This is a genomic window from Endozoicomonas sp. ALB115, assembly GCF_049310245.1.
Taxonomy (GTDB): domain Bacteria; phylum Pseudomonadota; class Gammaproteobacteria; order Pseudomonadales; family Endozoicomonadaceae; genus Endozoicomonas.
Genome location: NZ_JBLYZG010000040.1, coordinates 22,029 through 42,485, shown reverse-complemented (window position 1 = coordinate 42,485; position 20,457 = coordinate 22,029). Strand labels below are relative to the sequence as shown.

At 48.4% G+C, this 20,457-nt stretch carries 15 protein-coding genes; 10 read left to right on the top strand and 5 right to left on the bottom strand.

All coding sequences use genetic code 11. The features are described from left to right. Nucleotides 1-289: 289 nt before the first annotated feature. Nucleotides 290-595, bottom strand: coding sequence for a hypothetical protein (locus ACO6VE_RS16605; protein WP_422462407.1), 306 nt, complete (start codon nt 593-595; stop codon nt 290-292). Nucleotides 596-839: 244 nt separating this feature from the next. On the opposite strand from ACO6VE_RS16605, the gene ACO6VE_RS16600 reads away from it, so the two are divergent. Then, nucleotides 840-1,232: a sigma 54-interacting transcriptional regulator gene (locus ACO6VE_RS16600; protein ID WP_422462405.1), complete on the top strand. Its 393-nt coding sequence runs from the start codon at nt 840-842 to the stop codon at nt 1,230-1,232. 129 nt (nt 1,233-1,361) lie between these two features. Here the strand turns inward: ACO6VE_RS16600 and ACO6VE_RS16595 are convergent, their stop codons facing one another. The 4 genes from ACO6VE_RS16595 to ACO6VE_RS16580 are packed head-to-tail and all read right to left on the bottom strand — an operon-like array spanning nt 1,362 to nt 7,655. Then, nucleotides 1,362-3,047, bottom strand: coding sequence for an ABC transporter ATP-binding protein (locus ACO6VE_RS16595; RefSeq protein WP_422462403.1), 1,686 nt, complete (start codon nt 3,045-3,047; stop codon nt 1,362-1,364). After that, the gene (locus tag ACO6VE_RS16590) at nt 3,044-4,474 is read right to left on the bottom strand and encodes an ABC transporter permease (protein ID WP_422462401.1); all 1,431 of its coding nucleotides are present in this window, start codon (nt 4,472-4,474) and stop codon (nt 3,044-3,046) included. The genes ACO6VE_RS16595 and ACO6VE_RS16590 overlap by 4 nt, the downstream gene beginning before the upstream one ends. 18 nt (nt 4,475-4,492) lie before the next feature. Further along, nucleotides 4,493-5,470, bottom strand: a complete 978-nt coding sequence (locus tag ACO6VE_RS16585; protein ID WP_422462399.1) for an ABC transporter permease — start codon at nt 5,468-5,470, stop codon at nt 4,493-4,495. Between the two features lie 10 nt (nt 5,471-5,480). Continuing rightward, on the bottom strand, nt 5,481-7,655 hold the full coding sequence (locus ACO6VE_RS16580; protein ID WP_422462398.1) for an ABC transporter substrate-binding protein: 2,175 nt from the start codon (nt 7,653-7,655) through the stop codon (nt 5,481-5,483). Nucleotides 7,656-8,258: 603 nt separating this feature from the next. Between ACO6VE_RS16580 and ACO6VE_RS16575 the strand changes: the two genes are divergently transcribed. The 9 genes from ACO6VE_RS16575 to ACO6VE_RS16535 all read left to right on the top strand — a co-directional run bounded on the left by ACO6VE_RS16575 (nt 8,259) and on the right by ACO6VE_RS16535 (nt 20,448). Then, nucleotides 8,259-10,976, top strand: a complete 2,718-nt coding sequence (locus tag ACO6VE_RS16575) for a TonB-dependent receptor (protein WP_422462397.1) — start codon at nt 8,259-8,261, stop codon at nt 10,974-10,976. 133 nt (nt 10,977-11,109) lie between these two features. Then, entirely contained in the window at nt 11,110-11,910 is an 801-nt protein-coding gene (locus ACO6VE_RS16570; protein ID WP_422462395.1) for a DUF3450 domain-containing protein, read from the top strand. Further along, nucleotides 11,910-13,337 (top strand): MotA/TolQ/ExbB proton channel family protein, encoded by a 1,428-nt coding sequence (locus ACO6VE_RS16565; protein ID WP_422462394.1) that lies wholly within the window; start codon nt 11,910-11,912, stop codon nt 13,335-13,337. Before ACO6VE_RS16570 ends, ACO6VE_RS16565 begins: the two co-directional genes overlap by 1 nt. A 10-nt stretch (nt 13,338-13,347) precedes the next feature. Beyond that, complete coding sequence (locus tag ACO6VE_RS16560; RefSeq protein ID WP_101746722.1) at nt 13,348-13,869, top strand: MotA/TolQ/ExbB proton channel family protein; 522 nt, start codon at nt 13,348-13,350, stop codon at nt 13,867-13,869. Between the two features lie 52 nt (nt 13,870-13,921). Then, nucleotides 13,922-14,326: an ExbD/TolR family protein gene (locus ACO6VE_RS16555; RefSeq protein ID WP_101746723.1), complete on the top strand. Its 405-nt coding sequence runs from the start codon at nt 13,922-13,924 to the stop codon at nt 14,324-14,326. A gap of 31 nt (nt 14,327-14,357) precedes the next feature. Then, nucleotides 14,358-14,978, top strand: a complete 621-nt coding sequence (locus ACO6VE_RS16550) for an energy transducer TonB (RefSeq protein WP_163369531.1) — start codon at nt 14,358-14,360, stop codon at nt 14,976-14,978. A 15-nt stretch (nt 14,979-14,993) separates the two neighbouring features. Beyond that, nucleotides 14,994-16,235, top strand: coding sequence for a tetratricopeptide repeat protein (locus ACO6VE_RS16545; RefSeq protein WP_422462393.1), 1,242 nt, complete (start codon nt 14,994-14,996; stop codon nt 16,233-16,235). A gap of 94 nt (nt 16,236-16,329) precedes the next feature. Beyond that, nucleotides 16,330-18,135, top strand: a complete 1,806-nt coding sequence (locus tag ACO6VE_RS16540; protein WP_422462392.1) for a M3 family oligoendopeptidase — start codon at nt 16,330-16,332, stop codon at nt 18,133-18,135. Nucleotides 18,136-18,705: 570 nt separating this feature from the next. After that, on the top strand, nt 18,706-20,448 hold the full coding sequence (locus tag ACO6VE_RS16535) for an ABC transporter transmembrane domain-containing protein (RefSeq protein ID WP_422462391.1): 1,743 nt from the start codon (nt 18,706-18,708) through the stop codon (nt 20,446-20,448). Nucleotides 20,449-20,457: the final 9 nt, after the last annotated feature.

The window sequence follows — 20,457 nt, the reverse complement described above, 5'->3', positions numbered from 1 at the left end:
TCAAGGTGCTGCTTCCTTATCATTATTGTGTCAGGTAGTGGAAGACAAGCCAGGGCAGGAACAGGAATAAAATCAGAATGGCACTGATAGGGACAATGCCGTCGATGACATATTCCATAGGTATTGTGACTCCCTTTTTGGATCAATTCAGTATTGTTGTTTTAACCATTCTCAAACGGCTTTTTCAGGATCTTCTGCCTTATCCAGCAGAGCGGTGATATTTGCATTCAGGATGTCACTGAGACGGGAAAAAATACTCATGACTGCGCTCCCTGATTCGGGTTGATTTTCAAAAATTTATAATGCGATTTTCGTCTTTTTTCTTGTTTAAATGGCTGTTGTTGTCATTTTGCTGAACGTTCTCATTTAATGGTTGCTGGTCAAAGAGGTACTCATTAATCAACTGGCGATGTCTGGCGAGATCTGCTGGCAGCTCTTTCATCAGTTCTTGTTCTATTTGCTCCATGGCTTCCGTTTGTAGTGCTTTGATTTCAGTGTCAGAAATCATTTCTGCCCACGGTGGCAGCTCATCTGCAAGAGCAACTGTGCTAATCAAACCAAGTGAGACAATAACAGATTGAAGCAGTGCTTTCATGTTTAGAATTCCTTTCATCAACTATTTACTTTCCATTTAACAGCTCAGAAACTGTACCAATCTGACAAATTAAAATAACCTGTTGTTTATTAAAGAATTATTAAATTCTGTTTAGAGCTGACAATTTTTGATCTTGGTTTTTTTGGCCACTATGTGGTTTGATAGACCAGACAATGGTTTAAATCGCAAAAGCTTTAGAATAACAAAAACAATGCCCGACATCATTTCCTCCAGGAAGAAGACTTTGATCGGCTCATCGCCTGCATTTCTTGAGATGCTTGAGTCAATTTCCCGCTATGCTCGCCATGAGCGTCCGGTATTAGTGATGGGAGAGCGGGGAACTGGTAAGGAAGAGGTCGCAAGTCGTTTGCATTATCTGTCACCACGATGGCAACAGAATCTTGTTAAGCTTAACTGCGCCGCAACCAATGAAAACTTACCTGAGCTTGCAAGAAAAGGACGCTTCAGGGAAGACCTTCTGGATCGACTGGCGTTTGATGTGGTGGCTATCCCTCCTCTGCGAGCCAGACAGGAAGATGTTCTGTTACTTGCCAATCATTTTGCAGTGCGAATTTCTCACGAGTTGGGAGAGATAGAAGACGACATCAAAAAGCGGCAGCAGAAATGTTGGGTTTAAGTTATGACCAATTCAGGTCATTAATAAAAAAATACGGGAAGGCGCGGGTAAGAGAGCAAGAAATAATTGTCTGAGGTGTTCTGGTTCCCACTCGGAGCGGTGGGAACGCACACCAACTTCACTCTCAATTCAATGGGCCGAAGGAACCGCATCCAGCAACATTTTTGTGTATTCATGTTGTGGCTGAGTCAAAACCTGTTCAGTCAGACCCTGTTCAACAATCTTGCCACCCTGCATGACCGCAACGCGATGGGCGATGTGAGGGATAATGGAAAGATCGTGGGTGATGAACAGATAGGATACCTGTAACTCCCTCTGAAGCTCTAACAGCAAGTCCAGTACTTCAGCCCGAATGGAAACATCCAGGGCGCTGGTGGGTTCGTCACAGATAATCAGATCCGGCTCTACGGCCAGGGCCCGGGCAATGGCAATACGCTGTCGTTGACCCCCTGAAAACTCATGTGGGTAGCGGTGACGATGCTCAGGCTCAAGCCTTACTCGGGCAAGCAGGGATTCAATGCGCTGAATCCGCTCCTCTTTAGAAAGTTCAAGACCAAGGCTGACCATTCCCTCTTCAATAATATCCCCAACGGTCATGCGTGGGTTCATGGAAGAGAACGGGTTCTGGAAAATAACCTGAATCTTCTTGCGCAGCGGCAGCATTTCCCGGCGGGTTAGCTGATTGACACAAAGGCTGTTGTACCAGATGTTGCCGGCAGTGGCTTTCTCAAGGTTAAGAATGGCACGCCCCGTTGTGGACTTACCACACCCGGATTCACCAACCAGGGCCAGAGTCTCCCCTTTGCCAATGGCAAAACTGATGCCATCAACGGCTTTGGTGTAGCTGTGTACCCGCTGAAATAATCCTTTGCGCACCGGGAAGTGGATTGTCAGGTCTTCCACGGTTAACAGGGACGCTTCTTTTTCCAGTGAACGGTACTCGTCCATATCCGGAAGACTATCAATCAGCTGTCGGCTATAGGCTTCTTTTGGATCGGCAAAAAAGGCTTCACAAACATTCTGTTCAATGATCTCTCCCTGGTACATAACGCCGACCCGATCAGCAGTCTGGCGAACAACCCCCATATCGTGGGTGATCAGCAGAACGGCCAGTTTTCGCTTTACGGTCAGCGTTTTAATCAGTTCCAGAATCTGTTTCTGAATCGTCACATCAAGAGCGGTGGTTGGCTCGTCCGCCAGGAGAATATCGGGTTCACAGGCCAAAGCCATGGCAATCATCACACGCTGTTGCTGACCACCGGACATTTGGTGGGGATACCAGTCAACCCGCTTCTCCGGGTCAGGCAAGCCTACTTCCCGAAACAGTTCAACCGTCCGCTCACGGATTTCTGAAGAATTCAGCGAGGTATGAATCTTCAAGGTCTCTGCAATCTGAGCCCCAACGGTCTGTACCGGGTTCAAGGCAGTCAGTGCATCCTGAAAAATCATGGCGATCTTTTTGCCGCGTATACCGCCCATTTCCTGTTCCGTTAAAGCGAACAGGCTGGTTTCAGGCAAGGCGATTTTACCCCTGGTAATGGTCAGTGCATCCGGCAGTAGTCGCAGAATGGACAGGGACGTTATGGATTTGCCACTGCCGGATTCGCCAACCAGTGCATACACTTCACCTTTTTTCAGGTCAAAGCTGACATCCTTCAAAATGGTCGTATATGGCTTATGACGCAAGCGAACGTTCAGGTTGCTGACGGAAAGCGCCAGCGATTTATCGACTGTTTGCTTTTTTATAGTGAGTTCACTGGTGGCCGTTTGAACGTAGGCAGTGGATCGTGCTTCAGTCATTGTTACCGTCATCATGCCGTCTCCAGTTTGGTTTTTGGGTCAAACGCGTCGCGCACCAGGTCAGAGAACAGGTTGACGGACAGCACCAGGGTAAACATCAGGAAGAAAGCTCCGCACAGATTCCACCAGATAGATGGTTCACGGGACAGTTCCGTACTGGCCATATTGATCATATTGCCCCAGCTGGCCATGGCAGGATCGATACCGACACCAATGTAGGCAAGAACCGCTTCCGCCAGTACAAGACCGCTGAAGTCCAGTACGAAGGAGATCATAATGATATGGCTGAGGTTGGGCAGGATATGCCGTTTGATAATCTGGAAATGGCTTACACCAAAAGCATGTGCAGCCTGAACGTAGTCAAGCTGACTGATCTTCAGAGTTTCTGCCCGCAGCAGACGACAGAGGGTTGTCCAGCTGGTGATGCCCAGAATAAAGCACAGAGCCAGGAACCTGGCATCGGCTTTTTCCAGGCCAATCTCAAAGAACTGTGGATTATTATTGATCCAGACCTGGAACAGCAGAACGGAGGCTGCGATCAATAGCAAACCGGGAATAGAGATAAGCGTCGTGTAAATATATTGCACGACATCATCAATCCAGCCCCTGAAGTAACCGGCTGCCAGCCCCAGGCTGATAGCCACAGGCATGGTGATCAGGGTAGCCAGTGTGCCAATCAATACGCCGGTCCGAATGCCTTTCAGGCTTTCAAAGAGCGTGTCGTTTCCGGCCTGATCAGTACCCAGAACATGATATAGATTGCCCAGGGTGATCAACCAGCCAAGCACTGCCATGATAATGGCAAAGGTAATCCAGGCTGACTTCCAGGGCAGAGGGCTTATATCACCAACACCGGCAGACTGGCTTCTACGCAACCAGAGGGCATGAAGGCCGATCAGTGCCAGGGCAACGGCCAGGCCTTTGCCAATTCCGACCAGTGACTTAATAGCAATATCTTTAACAAATGATTCCGGGCTTGCCAAATGCGCACCGCCATAGGCCAGCTCCGGGTAATCCCGAACCCGCTCTCCATCCGGCAGTAACAGGTTTTCCTTATTCCATGATTTCAGGGCAAAAGGTGCGGAGTAGGTACGCTCAGGTCGTTCACCCATCTCACCGAGGGCAAGATCCAGCAGGCTATGCACATCATTGCTGTAAAACACCTGTTCGCTGCTTTGACCCTCCGCAGCAGGCAGTGCTTTACGGAAATGGACTGAGTCCACCAAGGCAATCATCACATAGGACATGATGATAACAAAGGTTGCCATGCCCAGTCTGGTGGCGAACACCTGTCGCCAGCGTTCCATGTTTTGGGGGTTGCGCCGAAAGGAGGCGACAAACAGGGAGATTGCACCGACCAGCAAAAAGATCAGCGCATCACTCCATAAAATGGTCCACATAAAGCCTTCACCAAACAGGCCGGGTCCGATTTCGAAATCCATAATTACGTCCCTCGCTGTTTAGCTCAATCGGACCCGGGGATCTGCCCAGGTGTACGAAATATCGGTCAGAATCAAACCAATGATGTAAAGAACAGAGCCGAGAAAGACCATCGCTCTGACAATGGCAAAATCCTGCGCACGAATAGCGTCCAGCAGGTAGCTGCCAAGGCCCGGAATACTGAAAAATGACTCCATCACCAGGCTGCCCATAAACAACACTGGAATCACAACCACCACCCCGGTGAGAATTGGCAGCATGGTATTGGGCAAAATATGCCGGAACAGCACGCCCGCCTCGCTGACGCCTTTGGCTCGGGCTGTTCTGGAAAAATCCTGTCCGGCTACTTCGATAAACAGCGAGCGGTACCACCGGGCGCTGGCACCAATACCGGAAATGACACCAATCACAATGGGCAGTATCAGGAAACGCCAGCCGTCTATACCGTCATTGAATCCGGATACCGGGAACAGACGGGACATTTTCGCCATGTAGTACTGGCCGAAAATGATATAGAACAGATAGGAGATGGACATCAGGGTAACAAAGACCACCACCGCAAAACGGTCCAGGCTGCTGCCACGGAACATCAATACCATCAGAGCCACCGAGATGTTGACAAAAATCCCAATAAAGAAGGTAGGAAGAGCCAGTGCCAGGCTTGGTCCCATGCGATCCAGAACGTCGGACTGAATACTTCTGCCGGCATCGGAAGTGCCAAAATCGAAAGCAAACAGTTTTAACGACTTGTTAAAAAAGATGGTGTCTGTGAGTATTCCCAGTCCATCGGCATCACCGTTTAAGAAAAGGGGTTGGTCATACCCTTTTTCAGCGATCCATGCCTGCACCGCGTCTTCGGTTACGTACTTATCCCCAAGATGAGCCGTTGCCATATCTTCAGGCGTGTTGACGATAAAAAATAAAACAAACGTCAGCAGATTTACGCCAATCAAAATTGGAATGGCGTAGCACAGTCTTCTAATTATGTAGGAAAACATATTTTTATCTCTACGAAGCATCAATCGTCAGTTTCTGCCTGCGGCGATAAGCCCTGATACCAGGAACAACCAAAAGGAATAACAAGCCGATACTGGCCATCAGTGGCCAGACAATGGGTTGGTTCCACTCTTTCTGTTTTTGTTCCCTGAGCGCAGGATCGACTCGAACGTATTTCAGCGTACCCTGGCTAATACCATGGCGCTTGGTGTTGTATACCCACTGGTTAGAGAGGTAATACTCCTTGTTATTAAAACCCCAGATCCATGGGCTATCTTTCTGAACAATGGCCACCATCTGGTTAATAGCAGCCAGTCGTTCCGGTCCATTGGCCAGTGTTTTTACTTTGTCGTATAAGCGATCAAAATCAGGGTTGTCATAGTTGGTAGAATTACTGCCGGCACACTGACATTTCACCAGGCCCTGACGACTGTCCAGAAGAAACAGGAAGTTTTCAGGGTCCGGGTAGTCAGCCAGCCATCCCCAGCCGAACATCTGGGTATTACCCTGGCGCATTTTTTCTTTGAAGCGCGGGTAGTCGGTGGTGCGGAACTCAAGTTGTACGCCAATCCTGTCCAGCTGTTTTTTGATCCAGTCCGCTCTTGGGCTGCTGTCCGCAGAGGTGGTATCCATATAGAGGATCAACGGCTTGCCGGTTTCGTGGTGTCGTCCATTGGGGTATCCCGCCTCAGCCAGTAATTGCCTGGCGTACTCAATGGATTTTCTTTTGGGTGTTTTGGTTGCCGGGTCCCAGTCAAAGATATAGGCGTTCGTTGCCGCTTCTCCTTCGGCATAACCATATAAGCCCGGTGGGATGGGGCCCTGGGCTACCTGTCCTATACCATTGCGGAAAATATCGATGTACTCCTGATCGTTATACACGATGCTGATGGCCTGACGAAGCTTGCGCTTATCTTCTGTATATCCGCCAACGACAGGATCGACCATATTAAAGCCGGTGTAGAAGAGCGAGGGGCGGATTTCTTCATCAACAATAATATTGCGTGTTTCCAGTTCCGGGGTCAGCTCGAGTCCACCCGGGCCGACAGTAAACGCCTGGTCAAAAGTGGCCGTATTGATGTTGGGGTCACCATCACCGGAACGGTCGTAGTAACCTTGAGTGAACTTACTCCACATGGAGGTGGCCGCTTTTTCATAGCGGAAAATGGCTTTGTCAATAAACGGCAGTGGCTTCCCAGCATCGGCCAGGTAGCCTTTTTTCTGATCATCGACCGAACCATCAGAAGGGTAGAGTTCTTGTCGGAAATTCGGGTTTCTCTCCAGAACGATTTCACGATTGGGTGAGTTCACCGTCATCATAAAGGCACCGGTACCAATAGGGTTCCAGTCCAGCGTCAGGTTACGATCTGGAAATCCGGGGTTGTGGTAAAAGCGGTCGGCTTCCCAGGGGACAGGCGCAAAGAAAGGCATGGCAAGCCAGTATTGAAACTGCGGATAAATGCCTTCAATGCGAATGGAGAACGTATAGTCATCCACCCTGGTCAGTCCTTCCATGGGGTGAGCGCGAAGGTCCAGCCACGCTTCTTCCTGTCGGTTCTCTTTGGCCCATGCACCAAAATCTTTCATGCCGACAATGTAATCGGTCATCAAACCAAGCAGCGGTGATTTGTTGACCGGGTCAGCCATCCGTTTGATCTGATAGATGTAATCGTCTGCTTTCAGTTCCCGGGTACCGGTGGCGGGAAAGTCGCTCAGCTGCTTGTACTGTTCACTTTCTTCCGCAGAATTAAACAGGTAAACCGGTTTGCCCTGATCGTCTTCTGCAAGTGCAGGGTGGGGCTGATACATGGTACCTGGCTTGAGTCGTATGGTAATTAGGCTGAATGCAACATCATCCTGACTGTCTTCAGATACCGGATTTAAATTCTCGTCAAGCAACTCCAGCGTCGGCATTGATGCAGCAGTAGCGGGCTCCAACTCATAAGGACGCTTGAGGAAGTGGTATTGCAGTGGTGGCTCATAAATCTGGTCAATAAACAGCTTTTCCTCCGAACTGTAGGAACGCACCGGGTCCAGATGTTTGGGGCGGGTAATGAAACTGCCAAAGTAGGTAACGTCTTTTGAATCCACTGGTGGATTCGGGTCATTCCAGGGGCCTGAGCATCCCGAAAGCACTAGAGTTGCAGTCAGAATAGCGGCCCACTTTGAAGTGGGACTTTGCGGCATGATTGTTCTCTTTATTGTTATCGGTGGTCAGAGCCAGTGGGCTGCTGTTCGCCATGCGTTGGGCTGATGTTGAGCCAGAAACGCATACATTTTCCAGAGATAGCCAGGGTGTTGGCTGATCAGCTGCTAACGAATTCTACGTATTTATCCCTATCTCGTCACCTTTCAATTAATAATACGTCTTATGACGTTTAGTGGTGCAGCCATAAAGCAAAATGCACCAATATGGCGCAAGATAGAAAAGATTACTGACAGGGGATGGTTGAAAAAAATTGCAGAGTAAAAGCCTTTGTTATCTGCAATTGTCTAGTAAAATATCCTTTCTGTGAGGCTTGTAAGTGAAAATACCTATTTTTTTGCGTTGTTTGGTTGATTTTTCTCTTTAAAAAAACTTACAGTGCGCTTACCTGTCACAAAAATGAAATATACGTACGGCTATGTAAGTATAATTTGTTTCTGTTTTAATCCTTGTGTTTGCGGGTGATGTAAAATTGGAATGATGATTGCGTGGTCGCGTTTATGGATGTGAAAGCATGACAGGTATGACTGCATCAATGTCTAACCGACAATTGCAGTATAAGTTGGTGATAAGCCAATAGTGTGGTGAAGGTTAATAACCGGATCAGCACAGGGGAGCTACAAGGGGATGTCTCCATCGGAGATGGAAGTAGTAAGAGCGTAGCCCGCCACGGCGGTGTACAGGCAGGGAGCCAAAAGCTCAGGCTGGCCATAATAAACACAACAAGTGAGCAAGGAAAAAGAATGTTTAGAAGGACGGTGTTGAGTACAGCGGTTGCTGTTGCTTTAGGGTCTTCGTTTGTCTCGTCGGCAGCATATTCTAATGAGGATTCGGTTGAAAAGCTGGAGAAAATCCAGGTGACCGGGTCGCGAATTTCTCGGGTGGATGTTGAGGGTGTTGCTCCGGTCACGATTATTTCAAGAGAAGATTTGGATAGGTCAGGTGCAACTTCTGTAGCTGATGTTTTGCGCTCTCTTACTGAAAATGGTGGTGGAAGTTATAACGAAACTTATACGAATAGCTTTGCACCAGGATCAGCATTCACATCCTTGAGAGGGCTTGGTTCAAGCAGAACGTTAACACTCCTCAACGGTCGGCGTGTCGCAAACTATGGCTTTGCGCAGAATGTGAATGATACTGGGGTGGATTTAAACTCTATTCCCCTGGGAGCTGTAGAACGTATTGAGGTTCTTAAAGATGGTGCTTCAGCAATCTACGGTTCTGATGCTATTGCTGGTGTTATAAATATTATTCTTAAGGATAGTTATGATGGCACAGCCGTAACCTTCACAACAGGCTCAACAACAAAGCATGATGGGCAAGAGGGAAAGATTAATCTTGTAACTGGTAAAGAGTTTGGCGACAGTAATGTGTTGGTTTCCTTCGATTATTTTAATCGAAATAATATAAATATGACTGATCGGGACTTGAATGATTCTGCTGATCATTCAGATAAAAATGGTGGGTATGACTTTAGAAGTTCACTTTCAATCTATCCATCATATGAAATTGTCAATGCAGATGGCTCGTCTAAAGACCCTAAGCAGAATGTATGTAATGATCCAACCGGGAATCAATGTGCATACGATTACGCAGGTTATCTGGATTTGGTTCCTGCAACAGAGAGATATGGCCTTCTTAGCATCTTTAGTCATGACTTTAATGACTCCGTTTCTGGTTTTGCTGAGCTTTCATATAATCATGTTCTGACAGATACGAGATCTGCCCCTACACCGGATTTTATTAACAGAGTTATGGATGCTAGTAATCCAAATAATCCTACTGGTGAAGCTATTCGTGTAAAGGCTCGATACGCTGATGTGGGTCCACGGTTGAATGAGATTACAAATGATGCGTATCGTGTTGTTGGTGGATTCAAGGGTGGGCTTGAGTTTGCGGATAAGTTTATAGACTGGGAAGGTGCTGCTGGTTATAGCCGCAATGAAACAGTAACGCAGGGTAAGAACTATATTCATACGGACCGGTTTTATGCAGCTGTAGATAATGGTTCATACAATCCCTTGACTCCAACCCAGAATTCTCAGGAAGTTATCGATACTTTCCGTCTTTCCACAAAACGAGAGGCTCTATCTGAAATGACCTTTGTTTCTGGTAGTTTCTCAATGCCAGTTTTTTCTTTGCCTGCCGGTGATGTATATATGGCTGCAGGTGTTGAGTGGAGAGAAGAGTCAATTGATGACAAACCAGACCCAAATGGAGCTGCAGGAAATATTATGGGGGCAGGAGGGACATCTTCTAAAGGTGATCGGAACTCACGAGCTTTATATTCTGAGTTTTCTGTTCCATTGCATGACACTTTAGAAATGCAATTGGCCGGACGCTTTGAGAAATATAGTGATTTTGGTTCAACATTAGACCCAAAAATTGCTTTCCGTTGGCAGCCACTTGATAACTTAATGTTCAGAACGTCTTATAGTACGGCATTTAAAGCTCCTACTTTGCCAGAATTGTACTTAGGAGAAAGCATAAGCTATGTTCGTGTCATAGATGAGGCAGGCTGTGATGCCAATCCTGGTAACCCTGAATTCTGTAATGCTAATCAATACAAACAGCGTTCATCAGGTAATGCAGATCTTGAGGCTGAAGAAGCCGAAAGCTTCAATTTTGGCGTTGTTTATGAGCCTGTTGATAACCTTGAGTTGAAGTTGGATATCTACAAGATTCGTAATACGAACGTTATAGATCAGCTGTCATCTCAAGATATCGTTGACACGAATAATCCAGCGCTGGTAGAACGTAAGGATGACGGGACAATAGATTATATTAATAACCTATATCTCAATGTTGCTAAACAAGTTGTAGAAGGTGTAGATGCCGAGATTGCTTACAGCTTTGATTTTGGTGCCAATGAATTTGGCCTTAAGTACAAAACAAGCTATTTACATACTTTTGAACGAGCTGATAGCGATGGGGAGCTGGAGGATGTCAGGAGCGTATCAGGCGTTCTTAGTGGCTCGGGGCCTCATCTGAAAAGTAAGTATCTTGCCACCTGGGATAGAGAAGATCACGGAGTAACATTTACTACAAATTATACTAGCTCCTATCAGCAGCCAAGAGATCCTTCTAAAGTCGGTGGTACCGACACTTCAATAGATAGTCATTACACATTTGATATTCAGTATGTGTATGACGGCTTTGATAAAACTAAGCTGACTTTTGGTGTTGATAACTTAACTGATGAGGAAGCTCCATTCTCCAACTATAACAGTGATGGTTATGACATTACTGTTCACGACAATCGGGGGCGGTTTGTGTATGGTAAGGTTGCTTATAACTTCTAGCACCTACCTGTTGTGACCTCGTTCCCACGGCCCCCCGTGGGAATCAATACCCAAACCCGATATGGATTCCCACGCAGAGCATGGGAACCAGCTCCAGATAAACCACAAAAACACACATGGGAAATGGCAGTCCATGGATAAGAAAAAAACCACCCACAAGGTAAAAGGCCTGTGCAGCACGCTGGTACTCAGCACTGCGTTGTCCGCTTCAATAGTAATTCCAGCCGCATTTGCCCAGGACCCTTTGAGCAGTGCACTCACGACACAACAGAAAACCGATAAAGCATCCCAGCGCTCCCAGGCGAAGGTGAATACCCTTTCTGACCAGACCCAGGAGCTGCTGGCAGAGTACAAAAGCACCATTCGTCAGGTTGAGGCGTTAACCGTTTATAACCGCCAGCTGCAAAAAGTCGTCAATGCTCAGCAAGCAGAAATTGAATCCATGCTGGCCCAGATCGAAACACTGGATCAGACCAATATCGAAATCACACCACTGATGTTGAAAATGGTGGATGGTCTGGAAGACTTTATTGCCCTGGATGTGCCCTTCCAGCTGGAAGAACGCACTGACCGTGTCGCCCGTCTCCGGGAAACCATGGATAGCCCGAACGTCACTGCCTCGGAAAAATACCGCAAAATTCTTGAAGCCTATCAGATTGAAAACGACTTCGGTCGTACCATCGAGGCCTATGAAGCCAGCCTCGGTGAAGGTGACGATACCCGCACCTACAACTTCCTCCGTATTGGTCGCCTGGCGCTGCTTTACCAATCTCTGGACGGCGAAGAAACCGGTCAGTGGAACAGCGACACCCGCAGTTGGGAAGTACTTCCGGATAACTACCGTGCCGGTGTTAACCAGGGCCTTAAAATTGCCCGCAAACAGGCACCTCATAACCTGATCAAACTGCCGGTACGCGCTGCGGAGGATGCATAATGAAGTACATTACCGCTATTACAAAAGCAGTGGTAAAACCACTGGTGGTATCCCTGGGGCTTGGCCTGACATTCTCGGCCGGTGCCAGCGAAGGTGCTGCTGCGCTGCAGGATCTTTTGAATAAAATCAAGGCAGACAGCGTTACCGAAAGCCGTGAAAACAAAGCCCGTGAAGCACGCTTCTTAAGTGATAAAAACTCACAACAGCGTTTGCTGGCAGAAGCTAAAGCGGAGCTTAAGGCCCAGGAAAACCTGAGTGACCAGTTGCTCAAACAGTCAGACGACAATGAGAAAGTTCTTAAGGAAACTCAGAATACGCTGGATATTCGCTCTGGAGAGCTGAAAGAACTGTTCGGTGTTGTGCGTCAGTTTGCCGGTGATAACAAAGGTATCTTTGAAGCCTCCATGATCACCGCACAATATCCTGAAAGAACCACTTTTATGGCGGAAATGGCCGAAAGTAAAAAACTGCCAACAACCGCCAAACTGGAGCAGTTCTGGCACGAAGTACTCCGTGAAATGGTGGAATCCGGTCGTGTGGTTAACATGCCGGCCACGGTTGTTTACGGAGAAGGCGATGAGGCTCAGAAAGACATCATTCGTGTCGGTAGCTTTAATGCCATCGCCGATGGTAAATACCTGACTTACTCTCCAGCCGTTGGCAAGTTCCAGGAGCTGTCCCGCCAGCCGCAGTCCGGCATTCTCTCTGCCGTTTCTGAGCTGGAAGCCTCTGCCACCGGTTATACACCGTTCTATGTAGATCCATCTCGTGGCCAGATTCTCTCACTGCTGGTGCAAAGCCCAAGTATTGGGGAGCGAATCGATCAGGGTGGAGTTGTCGGCTATGTCATCCTTGGTCTGGGTGCCTTTGGTCTGCTGCTGGCTGTTGCCTGCTTTATTAACCTGACGCGAATTGGTCAGGGTGTTCGCAAACAGCAGAAAACCGATCAGGTCATCAAAGGTAATCCTCTGGGTGACATCATGCAGGCTTATCAGGATAACCGTGATGCCGACCTTGAAACCCTCGAGTTGAAACTTGATGAAATCATCATGCGTGCAGCGCCTTCTATTGAACGCGGTGTGGGTGGTATCAAACTGATCGCTTCAGTAGCACCACTGTTGGGACTGCTGGGAACCGTGGTTGGTATGATCGCTACCTTCCAGGCCATTACCCTGTTTGGTACGGGTGATCCGAAGCTGATGGCAAACGGTATTTCCGAAGCACTGGTAACCACCATGCTGGGCCTGGTTGTCGCCATTCCGACCCTGTTTACCCACAGCCTGGTGAATAGCAAGAGTCGTCGTCTGATTCAGGTACTTGAAGAGCAGAGCGCCGGTTTTATTGCCCGTCATCAGGAGCAGGACCTGAATACTGGCGCACGTAATGCTCGTACTACGGTGTCCGTCAACGCTGCTGAACCGGCGTAAGGAGTAATCCATGCTCTGGTTACTGGAAGAAATTGACTCCATTCGCCGCTTTTTAGGCATGGGCGGTGATGTACTGATGATGCTCTTTGTGCTGACCCTGATGCTCTGGGTGCTGGTAATTGAGCGTTATCTGTTCTTTTTTCTCGAAAGCCCGAAGCTGGTTAAGGGAACCATTGAGAAGTGGCAGAACCGGTCGGACAAGTTGTCCTGGCAGGCCCGGCATATTCGTACCGCCATGATCTCCGAGGTCTCCCTGAGTGCAAAGCAGGGGCTGCCCATGATCAAAACCCTGATCGCCCTTTGTCCATTATTAGGACTGCTGGGAACAGTAGTGGGCATGGTTCAGGTATTTGATGTACTGGCCGTCACCGGTACCGGCAGCCCAAGGGCCATGGCCTCGGGTATTTCCAAGGCCACGATTCCTACCATGGCAGGAATGGTGGCCGCACTGTCCGGTCTTTATTTCAGCGCACTGCTTGAGAAGCGTGCCGACCGGGTGAGCCATAAAGTCGCCGATTCCATGCAGCATTGATTGAATTGCCATTGCACTGCCCCAGCAGTGCAACGGGTGAGAGGAAAGAATAATGAGAAGACGCTATAGCAACGGCGCACAGGAAGATGCGGGGATTGATATGACACCGATGCTGGACATCGTGTTTATCATGCTCATCTTTTTCATTGTAACAACGTCGTTTATTAAAGAAGCCGGTATTGATGTTAACCGGCCTACGGCCAATTCCGCCCAGGTGGTGAAAAAAGGCAATATCATGATCGCCGTGAGCGACACCGGTGCGGTGTGGATTGACAAACGCCGGGTAGAAGTGGGTGCGGTTCGTGCCAACGTTGAACGCCTGAAGGCAGAAAACCCGGAAGGTGCGGTGGTAATCCAGGCGGATAAGAAATCCGAATCTGGCATTGTCGTAGAAGTCATGGACCAGGTGAGACTGGCGGGTGTTTACAGCATCTCCGTGTCTGCACGGGAACCATAAAGCTGTTGGATCGGTGTAGTGAGAGGTGCGTATGCGTTATTTAGCAGCACTCGGTCTCGGTTTTGTGGTGGCACTGGGGTTGTTTGCGGTGATGAATGCCCTGGTCAACAACAACCGCCATGAACTGGTCGAGGCCGATGATAACCGGATCAGCGAGTTTATTCGCTTGCAGCGTCCGGAAACCATCAAAGAGAAAAAGCGGGAAATCCCAAAGCCCCAGCCTAAACGGCCACCGCCACCGCCAGAGATGAAAATCTCCCAGCAGGTGGATAAGCCGGTGATCGAGCAGGTGAAGATGGAAGTGCCCCAGGTGGATGTGGATCTGGACCTGGCCGTAGGCGACGGTGCTGGCCTGTATGCCTCAGGTGGTGTTTCTGCTGGTGGTGGTCCGGTTCCTCTGAATAAGTTCAGCCCCATGTATCCCCGTAAAGCACTGCAAAGTGGTGTGGGCGGTTCAGTGGTCTTTCAGTACACGGTTAATGCCGATGGCCGGGTATCGGACGTAAAAATTGTCAAAGAAAAGCCCCGTGGTAAAGGATTCGGCAAGGCGATTAAAAAGGCTGCTCTGAAATGGAAATTTAAACCGGCAATGGAAGACGGTGTTGCGGTGGCACGTACACAGCAGCAGGAATATGAGTTCGTCTTGGAATAACGAGTGGAGTAAACCATGGACAGTATAAGGTTAAGTCTAAAAAAGACGGCTATGGTTTCTGTGCTGCTGGCGGGCATAAGTGCTCCGCTGGCCATGGCCGCTCCCAAAAAAGCGCCAGAGCTGCGGCAGATTACCTATAAGTACATTCTCAAAGCCCAGGAACAAATGGCTGAAGATGATTATGCCTCGGCTCGTCAAAGCCTTGAGCATGTGCTTGGCAAAGTAAAAAACAGCAAATTCGATAAGGCGGCGGTTAACCAGATGCTGGGCGTCGTATTTGCCAACCAGGAGCAATACGACAAAGCCATCGGCTATTTTCGATCAGCCCTGGCTGATGATGCACTGCATTTACCCGCAGCTCAGCAAGTTCGCTATAACCTTGCACAGCTGTTGATGATGAAAGGTCAGTACCGGGAAGGGATAGAGCAGCTGAAAGTCTGGATGGCTAATCTGGATGAGAAAGTTGCGATACCGGCCAGTGCCTGGATTATGCTGGCCAACGGCTATTCCAGAATGCAGGAATGGAAAAATGTGGTAGATCCGGCGAAGAAGGCAATTGCAGCGTCGGAAGCACCTCCGGAGTCCTGGTATACCCTGTTGCTGGCCGCCCATTATGAGTTGAAAGACATTCCCAAAGCCATCGATGTTCTGGAAATACTGGTCACTCTGGCCCCGCAGAAAAAACAGTACTGGCTGCAGCTTTCAGGCATGAATATGTCCATCAAGCGGGATGCAGCGGCATTGGCCGCACTGCGTGCTGCCTATCGCAATGGCCTGTTTGATAAAGAAAGTGACTACACACAGCTGGCAAACTTCCTGACTTATCAACAAGTGCCTTATCAGGCTGGTGTTGTTTATTCACAGGGAATGGAAGCAGGGCTGGTTGACAGTAATTTTGAAAACCTCAAGAAACTTGCCAATTTCTGGTCCCATGCCCGGGAGAATAGCAAGGCTATTGATGCTTTTAATCGAGCGCTGGAACTTGAGCAAGATCCTGATCTGCAGGTTAAATTGGCCAGAATGTTGGCTCGATCCGAGCGTTATCAGGAGTTACTGACGCTGGTTGCCAATCCTTTTGGCGGGATTACCGAGAAGCAGCAGGGAGAGATGCTTTTTCTGACAGGAATGGCGCATTATCAGCTGGGAGATAGTCGAAAATCACTGGGTTATATGGAGAAAGCGGCGTCTATTCAGAGCAGTAGAGGGCAGGCCAACTCCTGGATTGGCTTTTTGCAACAGGACTTGAATAACCAGTGACAGGCAAATAAATTCCTCCCTCCCTAACTGCCATCGTGGTTAAATCCACGGGGAGGGAGGGATTTTTTATGTGAAGGAAATCATGAATATCAAAATGGATAACTCAATCCCGGTATGGGATAACACTCACATTTATCAGGATTTTAACGATCCGGCTCTCAAACAAGACCTTAAAACTATCACCGAAATATGCGATGCATTGAGCGACAAAGCTTTAGCACTCGATACCGGCAATGAAAATACGGTGGTTAAAATACTGGTTGAGGCTATTAAGCTTGATGAAAAAGCCAGTATTCTGTGTTGGACCGCTTCCACCTTCGCCAGTTCAGCCAATAGTGTCGATGCTAAAAATGAAGATGCATCCAGGCTGGATGCCAGAACCAACACACTGAGCGCCAGGATTGACCAGGCATTTAAACCCTTTAAACAGTATTTGCTAAAAGCGTCAGATGAAGTATTGCAGCAAGTGTTTGCTGATCGCGCTGCAGCGAGCTATCAGTTTTATTTTCAGCATGAAAGAAAACGTAACGCGCATTTGTTGTCTACCGATGAGGAAGTGGCGATCTCAGCCCTGTCAGTGGACGGCCTGCATAGCTGGTGGCGTCTTTATAATGACCTGAGAGGTTCATTGCGATGTCAGGTCGGCGACCAGGAAATGGGCCTTGCCGGTGCATTTAACCTGACATTGCAACATGACCCGGTAAAACGTAAACAGGCATGGGAGGGTATCCAGAACGCCTGGCGTAGCCGTGAGGAAACAGCTGCCGCGATTCTCAATGCGGTCAATGGCTGGCGGAATGAAGAGAATCAACTGCGGTCAAACATTGAGCCAGTTCATTATCTGGATGTGAGTTGTCATCGCCAAAAGATTGAAAGATCAACGTTAAGTGCCTTGATGGATACCACGGAATCCCGGATGAGCATTGGTCATCGTGCTTTGAAGGGAATGGCAAAAGGGCTGGGTATTGGTCAACTGGAGCCACAGGATATTTTAGCGCCATGTCCCAAATTAAATCATGATCTGTCCGGGAGTTATCACGCTTTCTCAGATTCCATTGATCTTATTTCAGATGCCTTCAGCCAATTTGACCCGGAAATGGGTGATTTTGCCAAAATGATGTATCAGAAGGGGTGGATTGATGCCAGACCTTCCAATAACAGGGCCAATGGTGCGTATTGTTCAAAGTTTCCCGGCGCCAGGGAACCTCGAGTATTTATGACCTGGGATGGGGCCATTACCAACGTTATTACTCTGGCCCATGAACTTGGCCATGCCTGGCATAACTGGGTTATGAGAGATTTGTCGTTTGTAGAAACGATCTATCCATCAACCCTGGCCGAGACGGCAAGTATCTTTGCTGAAACGCTTGTGCGTGATGCTTTGGCCAGAGAGGCGAGTAATGATCAGGAAAAACTGGCAACGTCGTGGGAAGATGCAAAAAGTGCCGGTTCGTTTCTGATCAATATTCCAGCCCGGTTTGATTTTGAGTCAAAACTGGTGGAGTCAAGAATGCAGGGCTATGTGCCAGCCAGTGAATTGTCAGCAATGATGAGTGAGAGTTGGGGTAAATGGTATCAAAACAGTGTGTCAGGCTGTGACTCTATGTTTTGGGCTGCAAAAATGCACTTCTCAATATCGGGAATGAGCTTCTACAACTATCCATACTTGTTTGGTTATTTATTTAGCCTCGGTATTTATGCCAAGAAAGACCAATATGGTGATCAATTCAGCGATGTTTATCGGGCCGTATTGATGGACACAGGCCGTATGACCTCAGAGGACTTGATAAAGAAACATTTTGATCAGGATATCCGTCAACCGGAGTTCTGGCATGCGAGCCTCGACATTGTAGAAAAACAGGTGGTCCGTTTTGAGGAATTACTGGACAACATTGCCTGAGACAGGTTGAAAGCAAAATAGGCATCAGGAATAATACTTATTCCTGATGCCTCAACCTTTGCGACAGGGAATCAAATAAACGGCCAAAAGCTGATAATAAAAAAGGTCAAGGAGTATTCCATGATTAATACCGCCCAGAAACTCACTATGACGACGTTTGCCATTGTGTGCATCCATGGACTTGTCGCTGTGGACAGTATGGGTGGTCTGCTGAACCCCCTGCCATAAGTAGTTAACCAAATGAAATCGTATTTTCTGACTAAGTGGGCAGTCACTCTGCGGCGTTACAACTACGGTCACATAGCTACGGCTATGCTCCCTACGTTGTGCCTTGCATAGTAACTGCCCACTTAGCCAGAAAATACGATTCCATTTGGCCAACTACTTAGGATAGCTGCACATCTTATTAACGCTGTTTTCTTTCAATCAAACCAAGTGTTGTTGTCAGCTGTCTTGTCTCGAACAGTATTGCTGTTCCCATCGGTTTTGACTGGTTGGTGAATACATGACCCTGACGTATTCATTTCTTAGCCTGTTATCGGCAGAATTTTAAAAGGCATTGGGGGATATATGTCTATTTTCTGGAACCTGGGATGGTTCTTTAAGCAACAGTGGCTGCGTTACAGCTGTTGTGTACTTTTTCTGATTCTGGTGTCGCTGGCAGATTTGTTGCCGCCCTGGATTATTGGTGATCTCGTCGATGAGGTGCAGCAGGGCAGCGTTACTTTTGCCAGTGTTATGCAGTCATCGCTGCTTATTGCCTTTATCGGTCTTGCCATATACGCCCTGCGAAATGGCTGGCGGATTATGCTGTTTGGTGGAGCGATTGAGCTGGGCAGAGTCATGCGTCTGCGTTTATTTCATCACCTTACCCGGATGTCGCCGGAGTTCTATCAGCGACACAATACCGGTGATTTGATGGCTCACGGGACCAATGACGTAAGAGCCATTGAAATGACAGCGGCGGAGGGCGTGCTTACTCTGGTGGACTCCATGATTGCCGGTTCTGCGGTGATTATTGCCATGATTCTGGTGTGCGGTTGGGAGATGACCGTGGCAGCGCTGCTGCCTTTCCCGGTCATGGCCTGGCTGATGTTCAAATATGCGGGCTTACTGCATTCCCGATTCAAGCTGGCCCAGGAGGCGTTTTCCGATCTCAATAACCGGGTTCAGGAAGCGGTTTCCGGAGTGCGGGCGATCAGGGCCCATGATTTGAACCGTTCACAGATGCAGAAGTTCGCAGCTCAATCAGAAACTACCGTCGCTGCCAATATGCAAGTGGCCCGGATTGATGCGATGTTTGATCCGACGATTTCCATTTGTGTGGGTGTTTCTATCCTGGGAAGTCTGGGTTTCGGTGCATGGCGCATTGACAGCGGCCTGATGACGCTCGGTGAACTGACGACATTTACCATCTATCTGGGGTTACTGGTCTGGCCAATGTTTGCCTTTGGCTGGCTGTTCAATATTGTGGAAAGGGGGAATGCCTCGCTCAACCGCCTTCAGTCATTGATGGGTGAAAAGCCCGGTGTGTTTGATAGTGAATTCGAGACAGTTAAAAGCCTGGATGGTGATATCCACTTTGACATTAAAAACTTCACCTACCCGGGTGCCGATAAGGCGGCTTTGGGGCGGTTGTCGCTGAAACTGAAGAAAGGGCAGTTTGTCGGTATTTGTGGCAGAACTGGCAGTGGGAAGTCCACCTTGCTGAGGCTGCTGTTACGACAGTACGACGATGCTGCCGTGAGTGTTCAGTTAAATGGTGTTGATCATCAACAGTTCTCGCTGGATCAGCTCAGAAGCCGCTTCGCCCTGGTGGCTCAGGAGCCGTTTTTGTTTTCTGCGACCATTGCACAAAACATTGCTTTTGGAAAACCGTTGGCCAGCCGTGCAGAGATTGAACGGGTTGCCAGGCTGGCCTGTGTCCATGACGACATCGTCCAGTTTAAAGATGGTTATGAAACCATGCTTGGTGAGAAAGGAGTCAACCTGTCCGGTGGCCAGAAGCAAAGGCTGACCATTGCCCGGGCATTACTGCTGGATGCGGATGTTCTGTTGTTTGATGATGCTTTTTGCTCTCTGGACATGCAGACTGAGGCGAGAATTCTCGACAACTTGATAACCTCAGGTCAACAGAAAACCATTGTTCTGATTACCCAACGACTGACTAACTTGAACAAGGCGGATCAGATTGTGGTGCTTGATCAAGGCAGAGTCAGCGAATCAGGGGCACACAGGGAGCTGATCACCGGGAATGGCTGGTACGCCAGAATATTTAAACGTCAGTCTCTGGAAATAAAAACATCAGGGTGACTAAGTAGC